The following is a 26,247-nucleotide window of genomic DNA, read 5'->3' as shown; positions in this document are numbered from 1 at the left end:
CTCTCGTTGATTATCTTAATCGGTGAATTTGTATGCCCGCTTCACGCAGATGGACCGGCCAGGATTTCCCGCATCGATACTTGTCGCATTCTTCTTCGTTCTTCTCCTCTCCCCGGCGTGTGAGCAGGGATTGTCTCCCGAGAGTCTGCAGCATCCCACATCCAGGTACGGCATCAAGGGGACCGTTCACTTCAGGAACTGGCCGCCCCAGGACAGCATCGTCGATCTGAGAGTGGTCTCCTTCAAGCACCTCCCATCGCAAAACATCCTGGATGAGGTTTTGCAGGGGAGAGCCGGATTTACGCCGAGACTCCAACCCTACGGGGCCGACTCGATCGCCTACACGCTGATCCTCTCTCCGATTCCGGCCGGTGCGTTCGCCTATACGGCCGTGGCGCAACAGTTCGGCCAGAATGTCAACACGGACTGGCGGGCCGTCGGCCTCTACCGGACCGGCGGTGACACTTCCGGGCCGGGATCCATCACCGTGCCGGAAGACAGCATCGTTTCCGGAATCGACATCGATGTGGACTTTCAACATCCTCCCCCGCCGCCCCGCCGATGAGGAAACTCCTGCCGGCCGGCATACTACTCCTCGTCAGTCTCTCGGGGCTTCACGGGCAAATTGAACGGGGAGCGACGATCACCGGAACAGTCGTCAGCCGGGAGAATGGCGAAGCGCTCGCCGGAGCGACCATCGCGGTGGAAGGGACCCTCCTCGGCACCTCGAGCGATACCCACGGCAAATTTCTCCTCCGGCGAGTACCTCCCGGCCGGCAGACCCTCGTCACATCGTTGATCGGATACCGGGCGAACCGTCTTCCTTCCGTCGCCTCCGGAAGCGGGGACACCTCGGTGGTCCTGATCGAGCTCGATCCCTCTCCGGTGCAGACAGCGCCCGTCATCGTGACCGCCGGCCGGCGCGAACAGTCGCTCGGGGAGGTTCCGGCAAGCGTCAGCGTCATCGGGGGCGAACTTCTCAACGCGCGGAATACGGTTACGGTCGACGATGCACTCCGCTATGTCCCCGGGGTTTCCGTCACACAAACACAGGTCAACATCCGGGGGTCGACAGGCTATAGTTTCGGGGTGGGTACGAGGGTCCTCCTCCTCATCGACGGGCTTCCGTTCATCACCGGAGATACGGGAGAGATCAACTGGGAGAGCATTCCTTCATCCCAGATCGACCGCATCGAGGTCGTCAAGGGCGCCTCCTCGGCCCTCTACGGTTCGAGCGCTCTGGGGGGAGTCATCAATATTATCACGAGGGTCCCCGGCGATCAGGCGGAAACCCGTCTGAAATTCTACGGCGGCCTTTACTCACAGCCGGGCTACCAGTCCTGGCGATGGAACGATGATGCGCGCTCGTTCAGCGGGATCCACGCCGGCTACCTGAACCGTATCGGAGATCTGAGCGTGGCGCTCGCGGCGGACCGCACGTTGAACGACGGGTACCGCCGGAACGATTACTGGAAAAGATGGAACGGCTCGGCCCGGCTGGGATATGCGCTCAGCCCCTACGGGTCGGCCTCTCTCTCGTTTAGTATTTTAGAGCAGAGGCGCGGAAATTTCCTCTACTGGAAGGATTTCGGGCACGCGTTCGAACCCCCGGACGATGAACTCCTCGAATCGGTCTATTCCGTCCGGTGGAATTTGAGCGGCAGCTACCGGCAGGTGGTCTCCGACCGCCTCTTCTATTCCGCGAAGGTCAGCTGGTTGAAGTCGCGCTGGGACGACAATATTCCGAGCGTGTACGACAGCGCCGGAAGCAATTCCCGCTCCGGCGTCGTGACGGGTGAAGTGCAGGCGAATTACCAGCTTTCGCCCGGCCAGATCCTGATCGCCGGACTCTCCGGGAGCCTTCAGGAAGTCGACGCGGACACGATCTTCGGAACGCACGACGGGCGCGGCGCGGCGGTCTACGTTCAGGACGAGATCAAAATCTCCGGAGCCCTTCGCCTGACAGCCGGCGGCCGGTTCGACGCGCAGCGCATCTCGGGTCTCGGATCGGTCGGCCAATTCAACCCCAAATTCGGGCTCTCCTACAGCCCCTCCGATTCATTCTCGGCGAGAATATCGGCAGGACGGGGATTCCGCGCCCCCACGGTTGCCGAGGTGTTCACGACATCCACTGCGGGAGGCGTGGCGATCCGACCGAATCCCGGCCTGATGCCGGAGCGGAGCTGGTCGGTCGAAGGAGGCCTCTCGCGCCTCTTCACAGGCTTTCTCCAGGCCGACATCTCCCTCTTTCGGAACGAATTCTGGGACCTGATCGAGCCGGCGTTCGGGAGCGACGGGGTGGTCCACTTTCAAAATATCACCCGGGCGCTGATCTACGGGGCGGAATGTACGATCAACGTGAACGAAGCAGACCGGCTCCTTGAACATCAGATCAGTTATACCTACATGGTCCCGCGGGATCTCACGACCGGCGACATCCTCAAGTACCGCCCGCGGCATCTCCTCTATTGTTCGACTCTGCTCAACCTGCCACCCGTCCGGATCGGGGTCGATGCGCGGTTTATCTCGAACAGCGAACGCATCGATGACGCTTTCGTCACGCTCGGGATCATTCCCGGGGGGGAGGAACGGGTCCCGATAACGGTCGTCGACGTCCGGATCGCCGCCGACTGGAAGCTGGGGAGCCTCGGCGTCACATCCGGGTTTCACGTCAATAACCTGTTCCAGTACTACTACGTGGAGCTCATCGGGAACATGGCGCCCCTGCGCAACTACGCCTTCACGCTCGAGACCCGGATCTGATGAACCCCCGCTCGCTCCACCTCTGCACCTCGGACGCGTGGGGAGGCCTGGAGATCTACGCCTGCACGCTGATGCTCGAGCTCCGGAATGCAGGGATCGGGGTGGTCGCGATCTGCAAGCCCGGGTCGAGGGCCGAAACATTCCTCCTCGAACACGGATTGGAGGTCGCCCACCTGCCGAATTTGCGCCCCGTGAGCCCCGCCAGCATTCGCACCCTCCGGAAACTTGTCCGCGAGCGGGAGATTGACGTCGTGCATGTCCATTACCACCGTGACGTCTGGCCGGCTTCTCTCGCGCTCATGGGAGATTCCGTCCGGCGATTGATTCTCAGTATCTACATGGGCGTCCCGCCGAAGCGGGATCCGCTCCACCGTCTGATCTACAGCAGGGTCGACGCGATCGTCACCTCCTCGGAGGATCTCAACAGACGGCTGCCGGAGCTCTACGCCGTGCCGCAAGAGCGGGTCCGGTTCGTGCCGTATGGCCGGCTGCTTGCACGCTACAGGCGCGACGGGAAGAGGCGCGCGGAGATTCGGGCGTTCCATCGCGTGGGAGAGTCGGAACTCCTCGTCGGAACGATGCTCAGGATCGATCCGGGAAAAGGTGTCATGGATTTTGCGGAGAGTTTTCCCTACATTGAATCGGGCCTGAGGGCCGGCGTCGTCTATATCATCGTCGGAGAACCGACACGGAAGGGCGACAGAGGCAGGGACGAGCCCCCCTTCGAAGCGCGGGGAGAGGCGTATCTTCGCGAACTCGAGTCGTTCATCGCCGCCAACGACCTGGGCGGGAAGGTGATACTCGCGGGATTTCAAAACGACCTGACCGGGTACCTGAGCGCAATGGATGTCTTCGTGTTTCCCAGCCGGGACGAATTATACTCGCTCGTCGTTCTCGACGCGATGGGAATGGAATTGCCGATCGTCGCCGCGGCGGCCGGCGGGAATCTCGCACAGATCGAGGACGGGGTGACGGGGCTCCTCTACAGGGTGGGGGACAGCAGGGATCTGGCGGCGAAGCTTACGCAGTATCTATCCGATCCCGGCCTCCGGCGCAGGCACGGGCGGGCCGCCAGGGAATCGGTGGAACAGAAGCATGACATGGCAAAGACAATCGGCTGCCTGAGAGAGCTCTACGCACCCTGGGCACCCTGGGCACCCCGGCCGGCGGGAACAGAACGATCAGAGCAAGGATGATACCACAAGGGAAATCCCACAAGGCCGTTATCCCGTTCAACATGCCCTATCTGAACGGCCGCCTCTTCGACGAGGTACGGTCCGTTCTTGAATCGGGGACAACCGGGGGAGACGGCCCGGTCTGTAAGGTTGTCGAAGCGAAGCTCCGGACTCTCCTCTCCGCACGGAACGTGCTCCTGACGACCTCGGGCACGCACGCCCTCGAAATGGCGATGATCCTTCTCCGCCTGAAACCGGGGGACGAAGTGATCACGCCGAGCTTCACGTTCGTCTCGACCGCCAACGCGATCATCCGCGGCGGCGGCCTTCCGGTCTTCTGCGAAATCAACGACCGTACGCTGACGCTGGACCCCGGAGATCTCGAACGCCGGATCACGAAGAGAACGCGCGCGATCATCCCGGTCCACTACGCCGGCGTTTCGGCCGAGATGGACGAAATCCTTGAAATTGCAAAGGCTCACAACCTCATGGTATTCGAGGATGCCGCGCAGGGAGTCCATGCGCGTTACCGGGGGAGATACCTGGGGACGATCGGCCACGCCGGTGCATACAGCTTCCATGTCACCAAGAACTACATCAGCGGAGAGGGGGGCGCCTTCGTGACCCAGGATGACGCGCTCGCCAGGATGGGGGAGATCACACGCGAGAAAGGCACGAACCGGTCCCTTTTTCTCCGCGGGGAGGTGGATAAGTACACCTGGGTCGATCACGGAAGCAGCTATGTCCTCTCGGACCTCCTCGCCGCCGTGCTGAAATCCCAGCTGGAAGACGTTGACCGGATCCAGTCGGAGAGAAAGAGAGTGCACGACTATTATATGGGCGGGTTGAAGGGGTTGGAAGGGGCCGGGAAGCTTCGTTTGCCTGTGATCCCGCCTTACTGCGAATCCAATTATCACATCTTCTATATCCTCCTCCGGAGCGAGGCCGAGCGGATCCGCGTGATGCAGCGATTGAAAGAGTCGGGGATCGGCTCGACGTTCCATTATGTGCCGCTCCATTCTTCGCCCTACGCGAAATCGACGCTCGGGATGGAAGGGCTCGAGCTCCCCGTCACCGACAGGATCTACGCCACACTTCTCCGGCTTCCGATTTACCCGCAGCTGACCGATCAGGATGCCGGCTACGTCGTGGAGCGGCTCGAAGAGATCCTGACGTAGGCCTGCCGGGGAAACATGTTCATCGATTCGCATGCGCACCTCTTCAGCAAGGATTACGAGGGGGACCTCCGCGAAGTCATCGACCGGGCCTCCGTCGCGGGGGTGGAGCTGATTGTCAACCCCGGAACCGATCTCGAGACCAGCCGCGAGGCGGTCGAGCTCGCGGAACAGTTCGAAGGGGTCTATGCCTGCGTGGGATTTCACCCGCACGAGGCCCGCAGGGCCGACGCATCCTCCCTCGAGGAGATCGAGAAGCTGAGCCATCACGAGAAGGTGGTCGCGATCGGGGAGATCGGCCTCGACTACCATTATGACTATTCGCCGCGGGAGAGGCAGCGCGAAGTCTTCAGGATTCAGATCGACATCGCCCGCCGGCGCAATCTCCCGATCGTCATTCACAGCCGCGAGGCGGAAGAGGACACCGTGAGCATCGTCGAGGAGAAACTCGGCGAGCCGCTCACCCCGGACGGAGGGCTCTCCGGCTCAGGGGGGAACCGCGGGTTCCCGGGAGGGGTGTTCCACTGCTTTCCGGGCGACGTGGCGATGGCCCGCCGGGTCATCGGGTGGGGGTTCTATATCTCGATACCGGGCCCCGTGACGTTCGGGACCAGGCAGAACAAGCCGAACGTCATGGCGGAAGTTGCGGCAACGATTCCGCTCGAGCACATCCTCCTGGAGACCGATAGTCCGTACCTGTCTCCCGTTCCGTTGCGGGGCCGGCGAAACGAGCCGGCGAACATCCCCATCATCGCACAACGGATCGCCGAGCTGAAAGCCCTTCCCGTCGAAGAGATCGGACGGGTGACCAGCACCGGCGCCCGCAAATTGTTCGGCATCGGTTCCAAATCCGACACGAAAAGGAGAATCTCATGAACCGGCTTCTTCGCGCCCTTCTCCTCGTCATTCTGGTGCACCCCCCGCTTCCGGCGCAACCTTCCGGACGGGAGCCGGCGGAAGAGCGCAGGTCAAAACTCGAAATAATTCTCCGGTCGCAGGACACAAGGACGATTCACGACGGGACGCTCATCCATCTCTTATCCGACCGGGACGAGACTGTCCGGAAGGCGGCCGTCCACGCTTTCGGAAGCATCCAGGATACATCTGTCATCCATTTGCTGGTCGACCGCCTCGCGAACGACGAGAGCCGGGCGGTACAGACCGAGGCGGCGTTCGCGATCGGACAGACAGCCGGACAATTGAGCCAGCCCGCCCGTCAAACTCTCGGGCACGACCTCATCTGGACACGCCTCGACAAGATAGACTCAGCACCGGGAGACAGCGCAAGTCCCGCGGACCGGCTTATCGAAGAGATCGGAAAATTCGGACCGGATGAGTCGCTTGCGGACCTTGTTCGCAGATTTGCCACTCTCTATCCCCCCGTCCATGCAAATGCCCTGGTCCGCTCTGTCGCGCGCTTTGCGATCAGGGGCATCACGAACGATGAGGCCGTTCAGTACCTCCTGAAGATGATTTCTCCCCCCGATTCGGCCCGTTGGCAGGTAGTGTATGCGCTCCAGCGGATCGGGGATCACCCCCGCATCAGGGCCGACCTGGAGGAAATCGTCAAACTCCGCACGAACAACGACCCCCTCGTTCGAATGAACTGCGCGGTTCTTCTCGGCAAGGCGAGGGATGAGAAGGTCTCGCTATCGCCCCTGCAGAAGCTCGCCGAGTTCGACCCGGATTGGCATGTGAGGGTGAACGCGCTCATCGCGCTCGGCAAATTCAACCTGAAGGGGAAGGACGATCTGATAGGGACGTTCGGGCGCCTCTTCCTCGATGAGAACAGGTATGTGGCGCTGACAGCCCTTTCGGCCTTTGGCGGAACAGGGCTCCAGAAGGACTCGGGGAGCGGGTCGGCGGCGGCGTTCGCCGTTCTGGAGAGAATCGCCGTCAACGACGGACGAGGGCATCTCTGGCAACTCCAGGCGCCTGCGGCGACTGCGCTCGCGAAATTGGAGGGAGCCGGCGCGTTGCCGGACATCGTCAGGGCGGAGAGGGGGGAGCGTCTTCTTGAGGGCGACCTGCTTCTCGCCGCTGCCAACACAGGGGCGCCCGATGCCGAAAAACTTCTCTCCCCCCGCCTGGCGGGGGATGACACGTATCTCTACCGCTCGGCGCTGGAGGGGTATCAGATCCTGGGTGGAAAGAATCCGGGCGACCCGGAGTTGACCCGGCGGACATGCGAGGCGGCCGTCGCGGCGCTCTCCGCCCGGGATGTCGCCGTCGTCACCACGGCTGCCTCCATTCTGGGAGACTCGCTTTTCCGGAGGTCCTCCTCGGTCGAGCCGCTCGTCAACGCGATGGGAAGGCTCCGTGTGCCGGACGATGTGGAGGCGTTGCAGGAAATCGCCGCCACACTCGGCAAGCTCAACGACAAGCGGGCGGTCGATCCCCTCAAACGGCTTCTCTCGCGGCCGGACCGCTCGGTCGCGCTCGCCGCCGCTGCCGCGCTCAAGGCGATCACGGGAACAGCATATGCGGGCGACATCCCGGAGTTCCTTGAACCGCTCTACACGGACTTCGACTTTGACTACCTCTACGGGCTGCCCGAGACCATACGGGTGCGGATTCAGACGATCAGGGGGGACATCACGCTGGCATTGTACAGGGATGCGGCGCCCTTTACGGTGATGAGTTTTCTGAAACTCGCCTCGAAGCGGGCCTTCTACCGGGGCCTCACGTTCCACCGTGTCGTTCCCAATTTCGTCATCCAGGGAGGCGACCCGCGCGGTGACGGTTGGGGCGGACCGGGATATTCCATCCGGTCGGAATTTTCGGCTTTGACGTATGAAACCGGATCGATCGGCATCGCAAGCGCCGGAAGGGATACGGAAGGTTCGCAATTCTTCATTACTCAATCGCCCCAGCCCCATCTCGACGGCAGGTACACCTTGTTCGGGAGGGTGATCTCAGGGATGGAAGTTGTCGACCGGATCCTCGTCGATGACCATATTATCGACGTCTCTGTCGTCCGCGAGTGATCAGCGGGCGCCGGCGCGCCGCGGATCCTTCGCTCCTTCATCGTACTCGGTTTGGTGGGCAGGATCTATTTGTTTCAGCTTCGCGTAGATGTCCGGGTCGGGGTCCTTCAGAAAATCGTTCTTGATTTCCCCGTACTGCGTGTCGAAGAACGCCTTGATGATGAGCGTGCGCGAATTGATTTTCTGCTGAACTTTCCCTATTTTTTCAAGTGCCGCGAACATGTTCTTGCGCGCCCGCCCCTCGTCCTTGGAGAGTAAGTCCAGGCCCCTGTAGTAGTACCGGTAGAACGCCTCCCGAAAATCGCTGAATCTCGCATTCATCAGTTCGTCTATGAATTCGCCGCGCGAATAGACGTTCGGCGACGGGTTATCCCACCCGGTCGCGCCCCTCCCCGCACGTGCGATATTCGCGATGTCCATCGCCTTCTGGAAATACGGTGAACCGTCTCCCGCCTTGTATGTTTCAAAATCATACCCGACGATCATGTACATGTAAAAATCGATGACGCTCAACAGCGGGTCGAACTTTGTCTCATTGTGGATCAGCGGCTGGTTGCGGACATAGTCGAACTCCCAGTTGCCGTCGATGATGCGCACGACGGTCGTGTTACGGTCGAGCCTGAAGATGGGCCGCTGGCTTCCGATAAATGCCTGGACGACATAATGGTTGCTGCGCGGAGAACCCTGAAAAGCGAACTCGATCGTGCACTTGATTTTCAGATTTCCCATATCCTCCTTGGTCCACCGGTAGGAGTTGACGTACTGGTTCAGCTCCGGGAGAAAATCGGAAAGGTTTTCCCGGGCGGCCGCGGGGAGCGCCTCGGTGTTCGTGTACTTGATTTCACAATCGAGCTCCTGCGACTCGAGCCGGCTCTGAGCGCTGAACAGGAGGGAGAGTAGAACGAAGAAGAGACCCGTTCGGGAGGTTGCCATCGTTCTTTCAATATAGGCATTAGTTTCAACTTGTTCAAATCGGCGGAAGTGCCGCGGTTTCACCTTCTCTCGTCATCCCGACATGTTTTAGGTCGGGATCTTTATAAAAGAGTTGAAAGATGCTGACCAGGAGCATGTCAGCATGACGAGGTGGAGAGATGTTCGGCCAAATTGAGACACCACCAGATCGGCGACGCCGGCTCAATTTCGTTGCCTGATCGTTCTGCGACCTGAAGGCTGCGTCTGTTCAGTTCGGCAGTTGAAATTTCTTCACCACCAATTCGGGAGGCGTTATGCGGTTCATTCTTCTCTCTATTTTAGCACTTGTCCAGTCCTGCCTCGCGCGCGTCGATCAGACCGGAGCGGGAAGCAGGGCGGCCGCCCTGGGGGGCGCCTGTACCGCCGTGGGGGGAGACATCTGGTCCATCGCGTTCAATCCGGGCGGCCTGTCGCTGCTCGAGCGCTACCAGGTTTCGTTCTTCTATTCGCCGTCGCCCTTCGGAATTCGGGAGCTCTCGACAAAAGAATGCGCCGCCGGGATCCGGTCCCCGTTCGGGGTCTTCGGCATCGCGGCGAGGGCATTCGGGTACCGGCTCTACCGCGAAGTGAGCGGGACGATCTCGTACGCAACTTCGATCCCGCGCGCCGGATTCGGAGTCGCCTTGAATTATCATTCGGTCAACATCACCCGGTACGGTTCCGCCGCCGCCCTCGCAGTCGATGCCGGGGCCCTGATCGAGGGGCCCGCCGGGCTGCGATTCGGATTGTCGGTAAAAAACGCGACTGCGGCGACGCTGGGCGTCTCGCGAGAGCCCCTTCCGCAGGTCTATTCGATCGGGCTCTCCTGCGCCCCGGCGGAGGAGTTGTTGCTGGCGGCAGATTTCCGGAAGGAGTCCGGGTACGAGGCGTCCCCCAGGATCGGATTAGAATACAGGATTGCAGGAGCGATTGCGATCCGGATGGGGATACCGGACGCCGTCTCCGAATTCGCAGGGGGCCTCGGAGTCGGATACGGACCCCTGCAACTCGACTATGCGCTCACGGTTCATCAGGAACTTGGTTGGACTCACGACGTGACTCTGACCGTGGGAGGGGGGAAACAGCCATGACCGGTTACAGAACGATTCTCTTCCTCCCGTTGCTGCTCCTCGCCGGGAATGGAACGCTCCGGACTCAGGCCCTCCCTGATTCAGGTGCGGAAAGCCGGTTCCATGAATTGGAAAGGGATGAGCTAACGGAGCAGGCCGCGCAGACGGATGAATCGCCGGTTCTCGACTTCAGCCCGTTCGACCCCAATCCGGGGAAGAGGGACTATTTCGTGAAGATCCGTTCCCGGGTGAGAGTCGGGCTTGAACGGTCCCGCGGATTCAGCGATGGGCAGTTTCTCGGATCGGAGTATGAGTCACTGCAGCGCGCGGAGTTCAGCAACAAGAGAGGAGTCAGCGGCGGGATTCTTCTCAGCAAGAAGGCCGGGGAGCGGCTCCTCGGCGATTTCGTGAGCGGATACGGGATGGTCACGGATGCCGGTCCGATTGCGACTCTTCTCGTCGGGGATTATTTCGTGGAAGCGGGCCAGGGGATCGCACTCTGGAGGGGCTTCGACTACGGCAAAGGCCCCGACGTCGTGAGCGCGGTCAGAAGAAGCGGAAGGGGAATCATGCCGTACCGTTCATCCGATGAAAACGCCTTCCTCAGAGGGGCCGCCGCATCCCTCCGGTTCGATCCATGCTCCATCGCCCTCTTTTTTTCACGGCGGTCGCTCGCCGCTTCCGTCGACAGCCCGGGAGTCGTATCGTCGATCTCCGCTTCGGGAATTGTTCGAACTCTTTCCGAGGATTCAAGGCGGAACCGGTTGACGGAGCGCCTCACCGGCCTCCGGTGTTCCGTCGACTTCGGGAACCATGGAAGCGCGGGTCTCACCTGCTACCGTTCCGGTTTTTCCCTGCCGCTTCGTCTCAGTGGCGAGGGGAAATTCTCCGGCGAAGGGTATTCCGTGGCAGCCGTGGACTACCATTTCAATCTGCCGCGGGGGCTGCTCTTCGGGGAATGGACGATCCTCGGCGGCGCCCCGGCGGGAATATGGGGCGCAACGCTCACACCGTCGCGCACCGTCGACTTGATCGGATCCTTCCGCAACTATCCCGCCCGCATGGTGAGCCTGCACGGGCTCGGTTTTGGGGAGCGGGGGGACACGTTCAACGAAGAGGGTATCTACCTGGGGTTCCGCCTGAAACTCTCCCGCGGGACCGTCCTTTCGGCTTACTTCGATCAGTACAGATTCCCGGAAGGTTCCGGTTCCGGACCCTTCGCGGACGGAGGCCGTCAATGGTTTGTCCGGGCGGCCTTCCATCCCCATCAGGGACTCGATTGGTCGCTGCAGTTCGAGCGGAAATCCTCCGGCCAACGTGACCGTTCTCTCTCACCCGGGGGCCTTTCAAGAAGCAATACCGTTGTTCAGGCGATCGACCGTATCCGGACCCATCTCGACCTCCGGCTGACGCCCGAAGTCCGGGTCCGGGGAAGATTCGAGAAGGTCTACCTCCGGAGCCGGGCGGTTCCGGGCGTGGAGCAGGGAACGATGCTCTATGAAGAGATCTCATGCTCACCGCTTCCGGGGCTCTCCGCGGGGATGAGGATCGTCTTCTTCCTGACCGGGTCTTACGACACCCGGCTGTACGAATTCGAAGATGATCTCAGGGATGCGGCGTCGCTTCCCGTCCTCTCGGGCCGGGGGGAGAGATCGTACATTCTCGTCCGGTACGGGTTTTCCGGATCGTCGGGGATTTCTGCCAAGTATTCACGCACGACCCGCGACGATGTTCGCCGGCTCGGGACCGGCCCGGACGAATTGCCGGGCAATCACGACGATCGGATCGGACTTCAGCTTGATCTCGTGTTCTGACAGAGGCTCAATTTCCCCTGGTTGTCATCCTGAGGGAGCGAAGCGACCGAAGGATCTCGTCTTTCCGATCTGCAAGATCCTTCGCGGAGTTTACACTGAGCGAAGCGAACGTGCTCAGGATGACAAAATAAGACGTGCCCCCAATTGCGCCTCCCTCCCGTTTTTTGTATCTTTCAATTCATACATGACGAATTACTCTACAAAACGCCCAGTCGTTGTTGTCGGCATGAGCGGAGGAGTCGACTCCTCCGTAGCCGCCGCCCTCCTGCTCGAACGGGGCTACGACGTCATCGGCGTCACGATGAAGACCTATGATTTTGACAGGGTCGGCGGAAACAGCGGGAACGAAACGAGCTGTTGCGGGCTGGATGCGTTCAACGACGCCCGTATCGTCGCGGTGAAGCTCGGAATTCCGCACTATGTCGTCGACTTCACGGAAGCGTTCCGCCGCGAGGTGATCGACAACTTTGTTTCGGAATACGGCCGGGGGAGGACGCCGAACCCCTGCGTGATCTGCAACCGGGCGATCAAGTGGGGCATGTTCCTGGACAAGGCGCTCGCTCTCGGCGCCGGCTTCGTCGCGACGGGGCACTACGCCCGCACCGAATGGGATGAGCGTACCGGCCGGTACTCTATCATGCGGGCAGCCGACCGTAACAAGGATCAGTCGTATGCGCTCTGGGGCCTGAGTCAGGAGGCCCTGAGCAAGACCATTTTCCCGCTCGGGTCACTCCGCAAACCGGAAGTCCGGGCCATTGCGGCGCGCCTCGGATTGAAGACCGCCCACAAGGAGGAGAGTTTCGAAATCTGTTTCATCCCCGACAACGATTACCGGCGGTTTATCCGGGAGGGAGGCGCCGGCACCGCCGCCCCCGTTTCCCCGGGTCCGATTGTCAGGGGTGGAATGAAAGTCGGAGAACACGGGGGGTTCGTTAATTATACGATCGGGCAACGGAGCGGGATCGGCGCGCACGGCGGGAGGGTCTACGTCACCGGTATCGATGCGTCCACGAATACGATTGAAATCGGGGGGGAGAATGAGTTGCACCGGAGCAGCCTCATCGCGCGAAATCTGAATTTGGTCTCCATTTCCGGAATCGAAGACGGTCTGCGTGTCGAAGCAGCCATCCGGTACAAAGACGCCGCCTCGCCGGCCACAGTGTACCGGCACGGAAACGGCGAGCTCCGGATCGTATTCGATCAGGCGAAGCGCGCAATCACTCCCGGGCAGTCCGTGGTGCTCTACCAGGGCGACCGGCTGGCCGGCGGAGGAGTGATCGATCGCGTTGCAGAGTAGCAAACCCCCTCCCGTATCCCATCCCGCCACTGAATTTTCCACAATCCAGGATGACTCGCAATGGCCAAACAAAAAGAGCTCGATAAGATCGGCCGTCTCCGGGCGTTGAAAGCCCGGGCGTTGCTCGGGGGGGGAGAGGCCCGGATCGAGGAGCAGCACCGGAAAGGGAAGCTCACCGCCCGGGAACGCCTCGAAGTCCTCCTGGACCGGAACAGCTTCGAAGAGATCGACGCCCTCGTGGAACACCGGAGCGTCGATTTCGGACTCGACAAGCAAAAGTATCTCGGAGACGGCGTGGTCACCGGAACGGGGCGCATCGACGGAAGACTTGTTTTCGTGTTCAGTCAGGATTTCACCGTGTTCGGAGGTTCGCTCTCGGAAGCCCACGCGGAAAAGGTCTGCAAGATCATGGATATGGCGGTCAAAGTCGGCGCTCCCGTGATAGGGTTGAACGATTCCGGCGGCGCCCGGATCCAGGAGGGAGTGGTGAGTCTCGGAGGGTACGCGGAGATATTCCTCCGGAACACGCTTTCCTCCGGAGTCATTCCGCAAATCTCCGCAATACTCGGCCCGTGCGCCGGCGGCGCCGTTTACTCCCCCGCCATCACCGATTTCACCTTCATGGTCAAAAACACAAGCTATATGTTCGTGACGGGGCCGAACGTGGTAAAGACCGTGACGCACGAGGATGTCTCCTTTGAAGATCTCGGAGGAGCTCTCACGCACGCGACGAAATCGGGCGTCGCACATTTCGCGTGTGAAAACGAGGTTGAATGCCTGCAGTCGGTTCGAAGGCTCATGAGCTTTCTCCCCCAGAACAACCTGGATCCCCCGCCGCTCCTCAAGTCGGACGATGACCCGGAAAGGCGGGAACCATCCCTGAATTCCCTTGTCCCCGCGAACCCCAGCAAGCCGTACGATATGAAGGAGGTCCTCACCAGGATCCTGGATAACGGAGATTTCTTTGAAATCCATGAGCTCTATGCCCGAAATTTGCTGGTGGGATTCGGGAGAGTGGCGGGAAGGACCGTTGGAATCGTTGCAAATCAGCCTGCCATTCTTGCAGGCGTTCTCGATATCGACTCGTCGTTAAAAGGGGCCCGATTTGTCCGTTTCTGTGATGCGTTTAATATTCCGCTTATCGTATTCGAAGACGTCCCTGGTTTTCTTCCGGGAACCGAGCAGGAGTGGCGCGGGATCATCAAGCACGGGGCAAAGCTGCTCTATGCCTTTTGCGAAGCCACCGTCCCCAAAATCACCGTTATTACGAGGAAAGCGTACGGAGGCGCCTATGACGTGATGAATTCGAAGCATATCCGGGGCGACTTCAATTTCGCATGGCCTTCAGCCGAAATAGCGGTAATGGGCTCCAAAGGAGCGGTGGAAATCATCTTCAAACGGGATATAGAAAAGGCGCGAAACAAGGCTAAAGCACTTGAACAAAAAGTGAATGAGTATCAGGAAAAGTTTGCGAGCCCCTACATCGCGGCCGCGCGGGGATACATAGACGATGTCATCGAACCGAGTGAAACCAGGCCCCGTTTGGCCCATTCCCTCGAGGTGCTGGCCAACAAGGTGGACGGCAATCCGAGAAAGAAGCATGGTAATATCCCCCTATAAGTATGATTCATATCACCTTACGGGAAAAATAGCTTGACAGTCGCTCCTCAATTCTCTATATTCTCAAAGGATTCGGCGGAAAATCGACAATAATTTTAAGCGATTAGAGATCTATTGAATAAGTTCTACCTTTTTGCACTCGTATCGGCCCTTGTCCTGGGTGGCTGCTCCTCGGAGAAATCGACCCGTTCGGACTCCGGGAGCGTGATTTCCGCGTCAATTCAGGAAAATTCAGGCGAATCGAACCTCCTGTACGAGGGCGATCCGACGATGGCGGATTCTCTCGTCTCCGACTCCAGTTATGACGCAATGACAGCCCAGTTGCTTGAACGGGCGCGTCAGCACTATGTGCGGGCGCTCGATGCCGAGCAACAGTCCGACTCCACCCGCTCAGCGACCGAATTTGAATTATCCATCGCAATTCTCAACGAATTGGGGTACTACCCCAATATTGAGAGCGACTGTGATTTTAACGACTTGAGCAGGAGCGTTGTCGAGGATTATGAGAGATACATAGCAAAAATCGACAGTCTGGGGCCTCAGGCATCAATCTTCGCCCTCAGGAATAAACTGAACTCGCTCGACGACGCCAATCAGGGAGGCGACCAGGATGTTCCCAAGCAAGTGATCACGACAACGACGGTTCCGCTGGTCATCAACGGGCACGTCGACCAAAATATCAAATATCTGCAGGGAAGGGGTCGGGGCCACTTCGAGCATTGGCTGTTCCTTTCCGGCAAGTACGGCCCGATCATGCGGCGTGCCTTCCGGAAGGAAGGTGTCCCCGAAGAGCTGATGTACCTCTCGATGATCGAGAGCGGGATGAACCCGATGGCGCGATCGTGGGCGAAGGCGGTCGGACTCTGGCAGTTTGTCCGGGGGACCGGAAGGCTCTACGGGTTGACGGGGAATTTCTGGTACGATGAGCGAAGGGATTTTGAGAAAGAAACCTACGCCGCCGCACGGCACCTGAAGGACCTGTACGAGGAATTCGGCGATTGGTATCTTGTCCTTGCGGCCTATAATTCGGGCGCGGGAAGAGTCCATCATGCGATTAAGCGGAGCAAGTCGGCCGATTTTTGGAGCATGCGTCCCCACTTGCCGCGCGAAACAAGGAATTATGTGCCGCAGTACATCGCGGCGGCTGTCATGGCGATGGATCCGAAAAGTTACGGGTTCGATGTCACCCCCTCCGACCCGCTCAGCTTTGATACCGTGCCGGTCGACGACTGCGTCGATTTTACCGTGCTCGCGAAATGCGCCGGGACGGATGTCGAGACGATGCGCGAACTGAATCCGGAATTGCTGCAGTGGTGCACTCCTCCGGGTACGAAGGGTTACAGGCTGAGGATTCCGGCGGGCGCTTCCTCGACGTTTGCGAAAAACTACGCCGAGGTGCCGGACGACCAGAAACAGGACTGGCTTGTCGCCACCGTGAAAAAGGGGCAGACACTTCAGTCGATCGCGAGAAAATACGGGGTCTCTTCCGCTGTGCTCGCCGAGGTGAACCATCTGACGGGAAAACGGCGGCTCCCGGCCGGAAAATCGTTGTTGATCCCAGTCTCCGCCTCCTCGAAGTCGTTTGCCGCCAACCCGGTGGATGACGAAACCTCGGGCGGAAGGCAGACGCAAAAATCACGGACGAAGCGTTACGCCGCCGCGATCGTGGGCAAGGAGAAACTCTCCTACCAGGTGAAGAACGGGGAGACGCTCGGCGGGATCGCGAAGATGTACGACGTGCGCGTGAGCGACCTGCGGCTCTGGAATGATATCCCGTACGGAAGTTCGATCCGGGCCGGCAGCGTCCTCGCCCTCTGGGAACCCTCGGGCAGGGCGGATAATTACCGCGCGCTCGGCGGCCAGCCGGCGGCGGATCAGGCTCAGGTTGTTGCAGCAAAGTCGTCCGACCGGCCTGCGGGACCCGTGACCTCCTGGATTAAATACCGCGTCCGCACCGGAGACAATCTCTACAAGATAGCGGCCCGGTTTGAAGTTTCGGTTGCGAACATCCAGGAATGGAATAATCTAACATCGGACGGCATCATGAAGGGCCAGAGTTTGGATATCGCCGTCGGCGATGCGACAACCGCGCGTGCTCCGGCAAAGGCGATCGCACAGAAAGATTCGAGCAGCATCAAGAAAGCATTGTCTTACATCGTCCGGCGGGGCGATACGCTTCACGCCATCGCCCTGAGCTTCGGAGTTTCGATCGAAGCGATCCGCGCGTGGAACAAGATTCACGGGACGAAGATTCATATCGGCCAGGAACTCGTCATCAATTCGTAAGCGCCGGCGCTCCGGCAAGCACTCCCCCCACGTTCCGGCTTCACCCCCCATTGTGTAGCGTATCAGTTTGGCGGTCTGTCTACCCAGCTCGTCATGCTGACATGCTTTAGGTCAGCATCTTCCAACTCTTTTGGAAAGATCCCGACCTGAAACATGTCGGGATGACGGCAAAAGATGAAAACGCGCACTACCCTCCTCTGAATTCTATTGTATTTGAGGGCTTTTTTCCATACATTTTCCGCCGGAGGGGTGCTAGAGTGGTTGAATAGGCTGGTCTCGAAAACCAGTGTAGGGCTTGCTCTACCGAGAGTTCGAATCTCTCCCCCTCCGCAAAAAGTCATTATCGACCGGGTCGAATGCTCACAGGCTCTACGCTGAAGGTTCCCCTCGCAGATCTTCACGCCCAGTACCTCACACTCAAACCTGAGATCGATGCCGCCATCCAGGACGTCATCAACAGCTCCCAGTTCATTCTCGGGGGCGCTGTGGCTTCCTTTGAGCAGGCATTTGCGGAGGCGCACGGCGCCAGTCATTGCATCGGGGTCGGCTCCGGGACAGACGCGCTCCATCTCGCCCTCTGGGCCAGCGGCGCCGGCAGGGGGGATGAAGTCGTCACCACCCCGTTCACCTTCATCGCGACGGTGGAGGCAATCCTTCTCCTCGGCGCGACGCCGGTCTTCGTCGATATCGATCCCGCTACCTACACGCTCGATCCCGCAAAGCTCGAGGAGTACCTCCTCCGGCCGAGGAGCAAAACGGTCCGCGCCATCATTCCGGTTCATCTCTACGGGTTACCCGCGGAGATGGATGCCATCGGAACGCTCGCACGGCGGGAAGGGTCCGACGTCATAGAGGATGCCTGCCAGGCGCATCTCGCCCGGTATGGCGGGAAGGTTGTGGGCAATTTCGGATCGTCGGGTTGCTTTAGTTTTTATCCGGGGAAGAATCTGGGGGCCTACGGCGAGGCCGGGGCGGTCACGACGAGTGACGATGCGCTTGCGGGCAGAATCAGGCGGCTGCGCGATCACGGGCAGTCGGAAAAATACAAGCACGAATTCTACGGCCACAACTACCGGATGGACGGAATTCAGGGCGCCGTGCTCGGCGCCAAGATGCGGCATCTCGGCGCATGGACGCTCCGCCGGAGGGAACTCGCCGCTTTTTATAAAGACCGGCTTTCGGGCATCGGTGAGCTGGTTCTGCCGTTTGAACCGCCGAACGCCGAGCATGTCTATCACCTCTTCGTCGTCCGTACGAAGCGGCGCGACGCGCTGCAGAGCTACCTTGCCGGCAGGGGGATCGCGACCGGGCTCCACTACCCGATCCCTCTCCATTTTCAGGAGGCGTGCCGCTCGCTCGGGTACAAGCGAGGCGACTTTCCCGTGAGCGAACGCTCTGCCGAAGAATGCATCTCTCTTCCGCTTTATCCGGAGATGAGCCAGGAACAGGCGGACCATGTTGCCGCGTCCGTCCGCTCGTTTTTCGCCCGTTGATCCGGCAACCGTGCACCCGTTGATTCCGTTGAACTTCTTCCGGAAAATCCCTATACTAATCCGGGAGGATGAGATCGGTCATCGTGTAGAACAACCCCTCGGAGCAAACAGATGCGAATAAGCGTTATCGGAACAGGGTACGTGGGCCTGGTGGTGGGCACCTGTCTCGCGGAAACGGGCAATTCGGTCATTTGCGTCGACATCGACGAGCGGAAGCTCAGGCTTCTCAGGAAGGGGATCTCGCCCACTTACGAGCCGGGGATTGAGGCGCTTCTGAAGAACAACCTCGATGCGAAGAGAATCTCATTCACCACCGACATCAGGAAGGCCATTACTAATTCCGAAGTCATCTTTCTGGCCCTCCCCACCCCCTCCGATCATGATGGGGCCGCGGATCTGAAACATGTGCTTCAAACGGCGAAGCAGATCGGAACCCACCTGAACGGGTACAAAGTCATCGTCAATAAGAGCACAGTCCCCGTCGGGACCGCGGAAAAGGTCCGGTCGATCATCTCCGGGATCACCGATCTGGATTTCGATGTGGTCTCCAATCCCGAGTTCCTCAAGGAGGGGGCAGCGGTGAACGATTTCATGAAGCCGGATCGCGTCGTCGTCGGGTCGAGGAGTCCGCGGGCGATTGCCTTCATGCAGGAGCTTTACGCACCCTTCGTCCGGACAGGCAATCCGGTGATCGTCATGGATGAGGCGAGCTCTGAACTCACCAAGTACGCGGCAAATGCATTCCTGGCGACCAAGATCTCCTATATCAATGAGATTGCCAATCTGTGCGATCTGCTCGGCGCGGACGTGGATATGGTCAGAAAGGGAATAGGGACGGATCCGAGGATCGGGGCCCAGTTCCTCTTCGCGGGGGCGGGATACGGGGGGTCGTGCTTCCCGAAGGATATCAAGGCCCTCGCAACGACGGCCCGGGATTGCCGGTACGATTTCAAGATTCTGGCGGCCGTCGAATCGGTAAACCGGCGGCAGCGGATGAGGATTGTGCAGAACATCCTTCGCTACTTCCACAACCGCCTTTCGAAGAAAATCGTGGCGGTCTGGGGTTTGGCGTTCAAGCCGAATACCGACGATATGCGGGAGGCGCCGAGCGTGACGATCGTCAGAGAACTCCGAAAACGCGGCGCGGTGGTGCGGGTCCACGACCCGGTCGCCATGGAGGAGGCCCGGAAACATCTCGGCGGCTCGGCCCGCTATTTCAAGGACAGCTACGCGGCTCTCCGGGGCGCGGACGCGCTCCTCGTCCTCACCGAATGGAATGAGTTTCGCCGGCCCGATTTTGACCGGATGAAATCGCTCATGCGCGGGCAGGTGATCTTCGACGGCAGGAACATTTACGATCCGCGAGTCCTCGCGGAAAAAGGCTTTGACTATTTCGGCGTCGGAAGGGGCTCTCATCGTGGCGGTATCTGAGGTCGTCTCGGTCGTCACCGGCGGCGCAGGCTTCCTCGGGTCGCACCTCTGCGACCGGCTCCTGTCCGAGGGACATCAAGTCATCTGTGTCGACAGCCTCATTACGGGCGACCCGTCCAACATCGCTCATCTAATCGGAAACGACCGCTTTCGTTTCATTCATCACGACGTCACCAATTTTACCTATATCGACGGCCCGGTCCACAATATTCTCCACTTCGCCTCACCGGCAAGCCCCATCGATTATCTGAAGGTTCCGATCCAGACTCTCAAGGTGGGGTCGCTCGGCACCCATAAGGCGCTCGGCCTGGCCAAGGCGAAGAACGCGAAAATTCTTCTTGCCTCGACTTCGGAAGTGTACGGAGATCCGCTCGAACACCCCCAGAAAGAATCCTACTGGGGAAATGTCAACCCGATCGGCGTGCGCGGAGTGTATGACGAAGCAAAACGGTTCGCCGAGGCCATGACGATGGCTTACCACCGCACCCATAATGTCGATACCCGCATCGTCCGAATCTTCAACACCTACGGCCCGCGCATGCGCATCGATGACGGGCGGGCGATCCCCGCCTTCCTCTCCCAGGCGATCCGTGGAGAGGAGATCACGGTATTTGGCGAGGGGAGCCAGACACGGAGCGTCTGCTACGTGGACGATCTCATCGAAGGGATCTACCGTTTACTCATCTCGGATGTCACGGAACCCGTCAACATCGGGAATCCCGAAGAAATCACGGTCCTCCAGCTCGCGGAGGAGATTCGGCGCCTGGCCGGCGGGAAGCGAGGCATCGCGTTTCACCCGTTGCCGGAAGACGATCCGAAGGTCCGGCAGCCCGACATCTCCAGGGCACGTACGCTCCTCGGGTGGGAGCCGAAGGTGAGCAGGGCCGAGGGGTTGGCGAAGACCCACGCCTACTTTCTGAAGAAAATCAACGCGCGGAAACAAGGTACGTAGAGCCGCCACGCGCATGGTGCGGCGTCCGATATCTGCGTCCCTGCCGGTGATCCTTGCGCTCGGTGTTCTGATGTTCTTGCCCGCCGCCGGTGCGGCGGCTCGCGGTAGCGGCCGGCGGGTTCAGGGCCTCGATACCAGATTGTTTTATGAGGGCCTCGCCGGGGGAAGCCCGCTGCGCGCTGATTCACTCGTCCCATCTCCCCACGCAAGCTCCCCCGATTCCGGAATTAATCACGGCCGCCTCGCAATCGTAGGCGGGACTCTTCTGGGCTCGATCGTGGCCATCCACCTTTACCAGCAAAGCGGGTGGTGGAAGGACAACCGGACCCCGTTTCACTTTCAGGAAGATCTTGTTTACGGGTTGAGCGTCGACAAGGTGGGGCATTTTTACGGAGCGTCTCTTCTTGCGTATCTGATCGACCGCAGTGTGCGCTGGGCGAACGTCCCTGACGAGACCGCGCTCTGGTACGGATCGGGGGGCGCGCTGCTCTTTCAGACCTATGTGGAGATTGAAGACGGGTTTTCCGCCTGGGGGTTCGACCGGGTCGATTTCGCCTCCGACGTCGCGGGAGCCGCGTGGCCGATCGGCCGTTACTACCTCCCCGCGCTTCGCGCCGTCGACCTGAAGCTCAGTTATCACCCGTCCGATCTCCTCGGGAATCCGGGGGGAATCGGGTTTAAAGGGCAAAAACATCTTGTGATCGACGACTATGAAGGTCAGACGTTCTGGTTGAGCTTCAGGATCCACGATCTGGCCCCGGAACCGGTCCGCCGCGTCTGGCCTGAGTTTCTCTGCCTTGCCCTCGGGTACGGCGCCCGGGAGGTGGCCGGGCCCGACCCGTACCGGGTTTACTTTCTGGCGCTCGATCTGGATATGACGCGAATCATCCCGCGCGAATCGGCCCTCCTGAAGTCGCTCGGCGAACTCTTAAACTTCATCCATTTTCCGCTTCCGGCCGTCCAATTCTCCCGCTCGACGATCTGGTATGGATTGTATTTTTGACCCTCGAGGCATCGGTAGCCGCAAGCTTTAGCTTGCGCGCCGTTTGACGCAGCCTGAAGGCTGCGGCTACCGAGATGGAGAGTGCAGCGGTTGATTTAAGGTATCGGCAGAGGCATCGGTAGCCGCAAGCTTTAGCTTGCGTCGATCGGGACGGAGGAATGTAAACGCGGCCTAAAGGCCGCGCCTACCGATGCCTTGGACTTGGTAGGCGCAGGCTTTAGCCTGCGTTTGTTCGGTATGGTAGGTCGCCTGACGTAGGGGCGACGCATGCGTCGCCCGGAATGATTGTGATGCCCGAGATGCCGGGCGGGGCATGCCCCGCCCCTACAAAAACGTGAACCGGTTGACCGAAGTGGATGAAACTGAGACGTTCCCCTCCGGGACATTCCTTGACTTTTAGACCCCTATTGCGTAAGTTCAAATCACGCCTCCGCCACCAAACGGCACAAATTCCCTCTCAATCAGCAGATCCAATGGGTCAATTCATGGAGACAAGGAGTAACTGATGTCCCTGAAGGTGGGGGAGAAGGCTCCTGATTTCTCATTGCCTTCGAGCCTTGGAGAGACCATTTCACTGAAGGCCCTCCGGGGCAAGCGGGTCGTCCTTTATTTTTACCCGAAGGACGACACCCCCGGATGCACCAGGGAAGCTTGCTCCTTTCAGGAAAACCTCAGCCGGGTGACGAGGAAGGGGGCTTTGATTTTCGGGGTGAGTGCGGACTCTCTCGCATCGCACCGGAAGTTTTCGAAGAAATACGAGTTGACGTTTCCCCTTCTGAGCGACGAAAGCAAAGAGATGCTGAAGGCGTACGGGGTCTGGAAGGAAAAGTCGTTTATGGGCCGCAAGTATATGGGGATCGTGCGGACGACGGTGATCATCGACGAGCGGGGGAAGGTCTCGCACGTCTTCGAGAATGTGAAGGTGGACGGCCACACGGAGGAGGTGCTTGAGCTTCTCGGGCGGCGATCAGCGGATTAACGGTGAAGAAATCAAAAATAAGGAGGAACCGGAACCATGGCTCAAAAGCTCACAGCTGAGTTCATTGGAACGTTTGCGCTGATTTTCATCGGCGTATCGTCCATTTGCGTAAATGCGGGATTGGCCGGCGTGGCGCTCGCGCACGGGCTCACGATCGCGGTCATGGTCTCGGCGATGGGGTATCTCTCGGGGGGATTTTTTAATCCGGCCGTGACGTTCGGGGCATGGGTGGGGGGAAAAATCAGCTCGAAGACCGCCGGATTATACGCGATCAGCCAGCTCGCGGGCGGAGTCTTCGGCGCTCTCGCCGTGAAGGCCATCTTTCCCGCCTCCAGTGTGGAATTGGCGAAATTTGGAACTCCGCTCCTCGCCCCCGATATCGGCGTGGGCGCGGGAATCTTCATGGAGACGATCCTCACCTTCTTTCTTATGCTCGTCATCTATGGCACCGCGATCGACGCGCGAGCCCCGAAGATGGCGGGGCTCTTTATCGGCCTGACGATCACCCTTGATATTCTCGCTGGCGGACCCCTCACGGGGGCCTCGATGAATCCTGCGAGGACCTTCGGGCCCGCGCTCGTTGGAGGGTACTGGGAAAACCATATCGTCTACTGGATCGGTCCGCTGCTTGGCGCCGGGCTGGCCGCGCTCCTCTACAAGGGAATTCTGGGAAAGCAGGAGGCATGAAGCGGGTTCTCCGGACGCTGGAATTGAAGGAATGGACGCGCACGAAAGCCGGGCGATGGTCTATCTGACGAGACGCGAGCACTTTGCGGCCTCCCACCGGTTATTCAATCCGGATTTTTCCGACGAGGAAAACCTCGCGATCTACGGCAAATGCGCGTTCCCGAACGGGCACGGGCATAATTATGAGCTCGAGGTGACTGTCGGCGGAGAACCCGAGCGGAGCACCGGGATGATCATGGACCTGAAAAAGCTCTCGGATCTCATCGAGACCGAAATCCTTTCGAAGGTCGACCACCGCCACCTGAACTTCGACGTCGATTTTTTGAAGGGCATTATCCCCACGGCGGAGAACATCGCCGTCGCGTTCTGGAAGGTGCTCCGCCCGAAGATACCCGCGGGCACGTTGTATTCGATCAAGGTGTATGAAACTCCCGATAATTTTGCGGAATATAAGGGCTAGAAATGGAAGAAGATCTGCTGCAACTGACCGAAGTTGAAGACGCCGTTCGCAGGATCCTGAACCGGATCGGTGAAGATCCCGGGCGAGAGGGTCTCCTCCGGACTCCGCGCCGCGTTGCGAAGGAGCTTGAGTTTCTGACCAGCGGTTATCGCCAGGACATCCAGGCCGTCCTGAACGGAGCTATCTTCTCGGAAAAATACAACGAGATGGTGATCGTCAAGGACATCGATTTTTTCAGCCTTTGCGAACATCATCTCCTTCCCTTCTACGGGAAAGTGCACGTCGCGTACCTGCCGAACGGCAAGATACTCGGCCTGAGCAAACTCCCCAGGATCGTCGAGGTGTTCAGCAGGCGGCTGCAGGTGCAGGAGCGGCTCACGCAGCAGATCGCGGACACCCTGTTCGAAGTCCTTGAGCCCGCCGGGGTCGGAGTCGTGATCGAGGCCCGTCACCTCTGCATGATCATGCGGGGAGTGGAGAAGCAGAACTCGGCGGCGACAACGAGCGCGATGCTCGGCTCGTTCCGGGAGGATAACCGGACGCGCAGCGAGTTTCTGAACCTGATTTCGGCTAAACTCGCCTGAGATGCCGCCGCGGCGCGAGGGAATCGTGTTTCATCGCCCGGTCGTCTGGATAGCCGGGGCCTCGCGCGGCATCGGGCGGGAAATCGCGAAGCAATTCGCCTCGATCGGATGCGTGGTCTGCCTCTCTTCGCGAAACAAGAGGGACCTTCGTTCGGCGGTCCGCGAGATTACGGACTCCGGCGGCAGGGCGCAATCCTATCCTTGCGATATCAGCAGGGACGCCGCGGTCCGCCTGGCCGCGGGCCGGATCCGGCGGGACCACGGCGAAATTGAAGTGCTCGTCGTCTGCGCCGGCATCACGGTGTTCAAGTCCTTCCTCGACACCTCTCTGAAGGAATTCGACGCGATCATCGCCACAAACCTCCGCGGGCAGATCGCCTGCATCAAGGCGGTATTGCCCTCGATGTCGAGGCGCAGGGAGGGGTGGATCTTCAACATACTCTCGAATGCGGCGATCAAGACGTTCGAGGGATCGGCCGCGTACACCGCGACAAAAGCGGGGATGCTCGGCCTGGGCCGGGTTCTCCGGGAGGAGTTGCGGCCGCGCCGGGTGAAGGTGGTCAACGTCCTTCCCGGAGCCACCGAAACGAAGATGTGGAGCAACGGAATGCGAAAAAAATATTCGCACCGGATGATGAAGGCCAAGAGCGTCGGGGAGGCGGTCCTGTCGGTGTACCGCATGCCAGGCGATGTCGTCGTCGATGAACTGGTGATCCGTCCGCTTGCGGGCGACATCGATTGACTGCCCCGGGCGCGCGTGGAACGCACAACTGCCATGGACCTGACTGACAAGGTTGCAATCGTTACCGGAGGCGGAAGGGGAATCGGCAAGGCGATTGCCCTGGCGCTTGCGAAACAGGGGGCCCGGGTCGTCGTCGCCGCGCGGACGCTGGGGGAAGTGAACGCGACCGCGAAGGAGATCGAGGGACTCGGCAGGCAGGCGCTCGGAATCCGGACCGATATCTCGCAGGAATTCGACGTCAATACGATGGTTTCGAAAACCATCCAGCGGTTCGGCACAGTCCACATCCTCGTCAATAATGCGGGAGTCGGATCGTTCGCAAAAGTTACGGATCTCCCCTCGGCGGAGTTCGACAAGATGTGGCGCGTAAACCTGCGGGGGGTGTTCCTCGCGACCAAGGCCGTCCTGCCGGCCATGGTCAATCAGAATTCCGGGGACATCGTCAACATCTCTTCGCTTGCCGGGAGAAATGCGTTCGTCGGAGGGGCGGCCTATTGTTCGACGAAATGGGGGCTCATCGGATTCGCCCGCTGCGTCATGCTCGAGGTCAGGGCCCACGACATCCGCGTGATCACCCTCTGTCCGGGTTCGGTCGAGACGGGATTCGGGGGAGACTCGCAATCCGGTCAGAGGAGCGCCGGGGAGATTCCGACCGCCGACGATATCGCGCGGGTTGTCACATCGACCCTTGTGATGCCGCGGCATGTCATGGTGAGTGAGGTGGATATCCGGCCCACGAACCCCAAGCACTGAATCCACTCCTTCGAACCGTCGTTCA

Annotated in this window: 22 protein-coding genes and 1 tRNA gene; 22 read left to right on the top strand and 1 reads right to left on the bottom strand. The window is 59.9% G+C overall.

The features are described 5' to 3' along the window. The first annotated feature begins 49 nt into the window (after window positions 1-49). From VI215_09335 to VI215_09310, 6 genes are read left to right on the top strand one after another with little or no spacing between them, the layout of a single operon-like run. Window positions 50-565, top strand: coding sequence for a hypothetical protein (locus VI215_09335; GenBank protein ID HEY6192509.1), 516 nt, complete (start codon window positions 50-52; stop codon window positions 563-565). After that, the gene (locus VI215_09330) at window positions 562-2,763 is read left to right on the top strand and encodes a TonB-dependent receptor (GenBank protein HEY6192508.1); all 2,202 of its coding nucleotides are present in this window, start codon (window positions 562-564) and stop codon (window positions 2,761-2,763) included. The genes VI215_09335 and VI215_09330 overlap by 4 nt, the downstream gene beginning before the upstream one ends. After that, window positions 2,763-3,959, top strand: coding sequence for a glycosyltransferase family 4 protein (locus VI215_09325; GenBank protein ID HEY6192507.1), 1,197 nt, complete (start codon window positions 2,763-2,765; stop codon window positions 3,957-3,959). Before VI215_09330 ends, VI215_09325 begins: the two co-directional genes overlap by 1 nt. Continuing rightward, window positions 3,956-5,116 carry a dTDP-4-amino-4,6-dideoxygalactose transaminase gene (gene rffA / locus VI215_09320; protein HEY6192506.1) on the top strand — a complete coding sequence of 387 codons (1,161 nt, stop codon included), beginning with the start codon at window positions 3,956-3,958 and terminating at the stop codon, window positions 5,114-5,116. Before VI215_09325 ends, rffA begins: the two co-directional genes overlap by 4 nt. A 15-nt stretch (window positions 5,117-5,131) precedes the next feature. Beyond that, window positions 5,132-5,989 carry a TatD family hydrolase gene (locus VI215_09315; GenBank protein ID HEY6192505.1) on the top strand — a complete coding sequence of 286 codons (858 nt, stop codon included), beginning with the start codon at window positions 5,132-5,134 and terminating at the stop codon, window positions 5,987-5,989. Next, the gene (locus VI215_09310; GenBank protein HEY6192504.1) at window positions 5,986-8,100 is read left to right on the top strand and encodes a peptidylprolyl isomerase; all 2,115 of its coding nucleotides are present in this window, start codon (window positions 5,986-5,988) and stop codon (window positions 8,098-8,100) included. Before VI215_09315 ends, VI215_09310 begins: the two co-directional genes overlap by 4 nt. Here the strand turns inward: VI215_09310 and VI215_09305 are convergent, their stop codons facing one another. Beyond that, entirely contained in the window at window positions 8,101-9,033 is a 933-nt protein-coding gene (locus VI215_09305; GenBank protein HEY6192503.1) for a DUF4835 family protein, read from the bottom strand. It abuts the gene before it with no gap. Window positions 9,034-9,326: 293 nt separating this feature from the next. Between VI215_09305 and VI215_09300 the strand changes: the two genes are divergently transcribed. The 16 genes from VI215_09300 (at window position 9,327) to VI215_09225 (ending at window position 26,222) form a co-directional block, all read left to right on the top strand. Then, window positions 9,327-10,142 (top strand): hypothetical protein, encoded by an 816-nt coding sequence (locus tag VI215_09300; protein HEY6192502.1) that lies wholly within the window; start codon window positions 9,327-9,329, stop codon window positions 10,140-10,142. Further along, window positions 10,139-11,935 carry a hypothetical protein gene (locus VI215_09295; protein HEY6192501.1) on the top strand — a complete coding sequence of 599 codons (1,797 nt, stop codon included), beginning with the start codon at window positions 10,139-10,141 and terminating at the stop codon, window positions 11,933-11,935. The genes VI215_09300 and VI215_09295 overlap by 4 nt, the downstream gene beginning before the upstream one ends. A 184-nt stretch (window positions 11,936-12,119) precedes the next feature. Beyond that, window positions 12,120-13,232, top strand: coding sequence for a tRNA 2-thiouridine(34) synthase MnmA (gene mnmA / locus VI215_09290; protein ID HEY6192500.1), 1,113 nt, complete (start codon window positions 12,120-12,122; stop codon window positions 13,230-13,232). A gap of 60 nt (window positions 13,233-13,292) precedes the next feature. Next, on the top strand, window positions 13,293-14,852 hold the full coding sequence (locus tag VI215_09285; protein HEY6192499.1) for an acyl-CoA carboxylase subunit beta: 1,560 nt from the start codon (window positions 13,293-13,295) through the stop codon (window positions 14,850-14,852). Between the two features lie 114 nt (window positions 14,853-14,966). Then, window positions 14,967-17,138: a LysM peptidoglycan-binding domain-containing protein gene (locus VI215_09280; protein ID HEY6192498.1), complete on the top strand. Its 2,172-nt coding sequence runs from the start codon at window positions 14,967-14,969 to the stop codon at window positions 17,136-17,138. A gap of 243 nt (window positions 17,139-17,381) precedes the next feature. Then, window positions 17,382-17,468, top strand: a tRNA-Ser gene (locus VI215_09275). A 26-nt stretch (window positions 17,469-17,494) separates the two neighbouring features. Then, the gene (locus tag VI215_09270) at window positions 17,495-18,631 is read left to right on the top strand and encodes a DegT/DnrJ/EryC1/StrS family aminotransferase (GenBank protein HEY6192497.1); all 1,137 of its coding nucleotides are present in this window, start codon (window positions 17,495-17,497) and stop codon (window positions 18,629-18,631) included. Between the two features lie 111 nt (window positions 18,632-18,742). Beyond that, window positions 18,743-20,062, top strand: a complete 1,320-nt coding sequence (locus VI215_09265) for a UDP-glucose/GDP-mannose dehydrogenase family protein (protein HEY6192496.1) — start codon at window positions 18,743-18,745, stop codon at window positions 20,060-20,062. Then, window positions 20,049-21,014: a UDP-glucuronic acid decarboxylase family protein gene (locus VI215_09260; protein HEY6192495.1), complete on the top strand. Its 966-nt coding sequence runs from the start codon at window positions 20,049-20,051 to the stop codon at window positions 21,012-21,014. The genes VI215_09265 and VI215_09260 overlap by 14 nt, the downstream gene beginning before the upstream one ends. 70 nt (window positions 21,015-21,084) lie before the next feature. Next, window positions 21,085-22,017, top strand: a complete 933-nt coding sequence (locus VI215_09255; GenBank protein ID HEY6192494.1) for a DUF2279 domain-containing protein — start codon at window positions 21,085-21,087, stop codon at window positions 22,015-22,017. A 505-nt stretch (window positions 22,018-22,522) separates the two neighbouring features. Then, window positions 22,523-22,996 carry a thioredoxin-dependent thiol peroxidase gene (gene bcp / locus VI215_09250; protein HEY6192493.1) on the top strand — a complete coding sequence of 158 codons (474 nt, stop codon included), beginning with the start codon at window positions 22,523-22,525 and terminating at the stop codon, window positions 22,994-22,996. 36 nt (window positions 22,997-23,032) lie between these two features. Then, window positions 23,033-23,683: an aquaporin gene (locus VI215_09245; protein HEY6192492.1), complete on the top strand. Its 651-nt coding sequence runs from the start codon at window positions 23,033-23,035 to the stop codon at window positions 23,681-23,683. Between the two features lie 55 nt (window positions 23,684-23,738). Next, a complete protein-coding gene (locus tag VI215_09240) occupies window positions 23,739-24,143 on the top strand; it encodes a 6-carboxytetrahydropterin synthase (protein ID HEY6192491.1) in 405 nt (134 codons plus the stop codon). A 2-nt stretch (window positions 24,144-24,145) separates the two neighbouring features. Beyond that, a complete protein-coding gene (gene folE, locus VI215_09235; GenBank protein ID HEY6192490.1) occupies window positions 24,146-24,727 on the top strand; it encodes a GTP cyclohydrolase I FolE in 582 nt (193 codons plus the stop codon). A gap of 1 nt (window position 24,728) precedes the next feature. Continuing rightward, window positions 24,729-25,469, top strand: a complete 741-nt coding sequence (locus VI215_09230; protein ID HEY6192489.1) for an SDR family oxidoreductase — start codon at window positions 24,729-24,731, stop codon at window positions 25,467-25,469. 15 nt (window positions 25,470-25,484) lie between these two features. Next, complete coding sequence (locus tag VI215_09225) at window positions 25,485-26,222, top strand: SDR family NAD(P)-dependent oxidoreductase (GenBank protein HEY6192488.1); 738 nt, start codon at window positions 25,485-25,487, stop codon at window positions 26,220-26,222. Window positions 26,223-26,247: the final 25 nt, after the last annotated feature.

This window comes from Bacteroidota bacterium (assembly GCA_036522515.1).
Taxonomy (GTDB): domain Bacteria; phylum Bacteroidota; class Ignavibacteria; order UBA10030; family SZUA-254; genus VBOC01.
The sequence above is the reverse complement of the archived record's forward strand: the minus strand, read 5'-3'. Positions and strand labels throughout refer to the sequence as shown.

Coding starts and splice junctions, on each gene's coding strand:
- VI215_09335 (HEY6192509.1), top strand. CDS start 50: ATGGACCGGCCAGGATTTCCCGCATCGATACTTGTCGCATTCTTCTTC.
- VI215_09330 (HEY6192508.1), top strand. CDS start 562: ATGAGGAAACTCCTGCCGGCCGGCATACTACTCCTCGTCAGTCTCTCG.
- VI215_09325 (HEY6192507.1), top strand. CDS start 2,763: ATGAACCCCCGCTCGCTCCACCTCTGCACCTCGGACGCGTGGGGAGGC.
- rffA (HEY6192506.1), top strand. CDS start 3,956: ATGATACCACAAGGGAAATCCCACAAGGCCGTTATCCCGTTCAACATG.
- VI215_09315 (HEY6192505.1), top strand. CDS start 5,132: ATGTTCATCGATTCGCATGCGCACCTCTTCAGCAAGGATTACGAGGGG.
- VI215_09310 (HEY6192504.1), top strand. CDS start 5,986: ATGAACCGGCTTCTTCGCGCCCTTCTCCTCGTCATTCTGGTGCACCCC.
- VI215_09305 (HEY6192503.1), bottom strand. CDS start 9,033: ATGGCAACCTCCCGAACGGGTCTCTTCTTCGTTCTACTCTCCCTCCTG.
- VI215_09300 (HEY6192502.1), top strand. CDS start 9,327: ATGCGGTTCATTCTTCTCTCTATTTTAGCACTTGTCCAGTCCTGCCTC.
- VI215_09295 (HEY6192501.1), top strand. CDS start 10,139: ATGACCGGTTACAGAACGATTCTCTTCCTCCCGTTGCTGCTCCTCGCC.
- mnmA (HEY6192500.1), top strand. CDS start 12,120: ATGACGAATTACTCTACAAAACGCCCAGTCGTTGTTGTCGGCATGAGC.
- VI215_09285 (HEY6192499.1), top strand. CDS start 13,293: ATGGCCAAACAAAAAGAGCTCGATAAGATCGGCCGTCTCCGGGCGTTG.
- VI215_09270 (HEY6192497.1), top strand. CDS start 17,495: ATGCTCACAGGCTCTACGCTGAAGGTTCCCCTCGCAGATCTTCACGCC.
- VI215_09265 (HEY6192496.1), top strand. CDS start 18,743: ATGCGAATAAGCGTTATCGGAACAGGGTACGTGGGCCTGGTGGTGGGC.
- VI215_09255 (HEY6192494.1), top strand. CDS start 21,085: ATGTTCTTGCCCGCCGCCGGTGCGGCGGCTCGCGGTAGCGGCCGGCGG.
- bcp (HEY6192493.1), top strand. CDS start 22,523: ATGTCCCTGAAGGTGGGGGAGAAGGCTCCTGATTTCTCATTGCCTTCG.
- VI215_09245 (HEY6192492.1), top strand. CDS start 23,033: ATGGCTCAAAAGCTCACAGCTGAGTTCATTGGAACGTTTGCGCTGATT.
- VI215_09240 (HEY6192491.1), top strand. CDS start 23,739: ATGGTCTATCTGACGAGACGCGAGCACTTTGCGGCCTCCCACCGGTTA.
- folE (HEY6192490.1), top strand. CDS start 24,146: ATGGAAGAAGATCTGCTGCAACTGACCGAAGTTGAAGACGCCGTTCGC.
- VI215_09230 (HEY6192489.1), top strand. CDS start 24,729: ATGCCGCCGCGGCGCGAGGGAATCGTGTTTCATCGCCCGGTCGTCTGG.